Origin of the sequence: Flavobacterium aurantiibacter, from assembly GCF_002251775.1 — a bacterium.
GTDB classification, from domain to species: Bacteria; Bacteroidota; Bacteroidia; order Flavobacteriales; family Flavobacteriaceae; genus Flavobacterium; species Flavobacterium aurantiibacter.
This window is the reverse complement of sequence record NZ_NOXX01000022.1, coordinates 1-1,936: the sequence shown is the minus strand read 5'-3', so window position 1 is coordinate 1,936 and position 1,936 is coordinate 1. Positions and strand designations below refer to the sequence as shown.

General features: G+C 36.6%; 2 protein-coding genes and 1 pseudogene. All 3 read left to right on the top strand.

Annotated features, from left to right (window positions below; genetic code table 11):
- Positions 1 to 555 precede the first annotated feature (555 nt).
- On the top strand, positions 556 to 735 hold the full coding sequence (locus CHX27_RS15310) for a hypothetical protein (RefSeq protein ID WP_133063359.1): 180 nt from the start codon (positions 556 to 558) through the stop codon (positions 733 to 735).
- A gap of 297 nt (positions 736 to 1,032) precedes the next feature.
- A complete protein-coding gene (locus CHX27_RS00210; protein ID WP_133063358.1) occupies positions 1,033 to 1,647 on the top strand; it encodes a hypothetical protein in 615 nt (204 codons plus the stop codon).
- A 151-nt stretch (positions 1,648 to 1,798) separates the two neighbouring features.
- Positions 1,799 to 1,936 (top strand): annotated as a pseudogene (locus tag CHX27_RS15400) (ATP-binding protein); the annotation flags it as partial.

The window sequence follows — 1,936 nt, the reverse complement described above, 5'->3', positions numbered from 1 at the left end:
GCAGCACAAGCGTTACGAATCGGTAATTGACGTGCATTACAACGCACAAATGTCAACTCGTTTGGTTCGCGAATTTGTGCAATCGATGAGTCGAGCTTGTATTTGCTGAAATTGGCTATTGAACGAATAAGCTTGTTGGCGTGTGCGCATGATCGAATTCTGAAATATACTTTGACTCGTAAATTGTTGATTTTCTGCAAGAATGCAATTAAATATGTTTACGAAATTTTCGAAAAATGGGGAATCTGATTTTTGTAATTTTACTAAATGATAAAAGTAGAATCAGCTTTTAGAGGTATAATTTTTAGAGCCTTGTGATTTTTACGTTAAATACAATTTATGACGAAAAATTACGTTAGTTTTTTATATTTGAAAGAGAAAGTAATACAAATGATGAAAAGCAATTTTATGAGATTTATTGCTGTCAGTATTCTTGCGATGATGACATTTGCGTGTGAGAAAGATGAAAAACCCAAAACAATTTAGGGTAGCAATTTGAGTTTTAGTGCGCAGGGCGAAAGTTCTGGAGTTAGTAGGGGAGGACGTTCATGTATATTGTTTACCTACTCTACCTATGATGAGGCTAAAGCAATCATCGAAAGTGGTAGAATTCAAAATTTACTTGATGAATTACTACTTGCGGGTCGCGCCATCGCGGGTTCGGTACATTCAGAAGCAAGATTGGAGTTAACAAACGAGAAAGTTTTATTGTTAGAGTATGGGTTTCTTGATTAAAATGACAACATTATTGAATTTAATATTTGGGTTCCAATTTATGAGCAATACATTACAAATAGTGGTGGGCCAGCAGGTCCTCCAGGGTGTCCTCCTGGAATGACTTCACGCGGTACTTGCTCAAGAATACCTGTGGAAAATTGTATTAGGGGACTTATGATTACGCATGTTGCCTTGAATCAAGAGTATACAGTTAGTGATATTAATCATGGTTTGACATTTCATATTTCTCTATCATCGAATTCCGTAAGAGTTTGCGGTGTACGTCGGTAATAATAATCTTAAAAATATCTTATTGTGAAAATTATATTTAACTCCATTTTAATTATTTTACTGTCACTATCAATTCATTCCTGTCGTGACAATATTGACAAAGTAAAGACTGCAGAAAAGGTTGCCAATACTGAATTATCAACAGCTGCCCGAAGACCGAATATGTGGGATAGGTATATTCTCTTCGAATATAAAGATACAACTGAAGTCTCTCAGAAGTTACCTGTCGCACTTCACGATGTTTCTATTGCTCAAAAATCTGAAATAGAGAATAATACTGTACCGAATGCAGTACGAATGTCATCTACTATTGAAATAGGAAAGGGACAGGCGCTGTATAAAGAATTCAAATATTTTGATTCCAACGATAGATTGCTTTTGTGGTATACTTTTGATACAAGGACGGGTTATTATATTGATATTACTCCGACAACTTCACAAATACCGCCTCTAGGATGTCCACCAGGTTCTTCGCGGGTTGGTGTATGCAATTACGGATCTGGCTTGGCTGCATGTATAGCTGATGTAAGTGTAAAACACATTGTAACTGAACTTGCGAAAGGAAGAAGTGTTACTGTAACCACCAATAACACTCTGCTAGGGGTTGAAGTATGTGCTACAGGTACAGTACAGCCATAAGCATTTAATAAGAAAGTCGATTCAGTAAAATTAAGAATCGGCTTTCTTATTATTTCAAATCCAAACCCATCGATAGATAATGCTATCTCCTAATTTTCGCGGTATTTTTCAAAATAAAATTATCAATTTCTACACCATACACATTATTCGTATTACATCGGCGGCTTTGGTTGGTGGCGGTAGTTTTCCACAGCCTGGAGAAATCTCGTTGGCACACAACGGTGTTTTGTTCCTAGACGAATTGCCCGAATTTAAACGCGAAGTTCTCGAAGTGATGCGCCAACCTTTA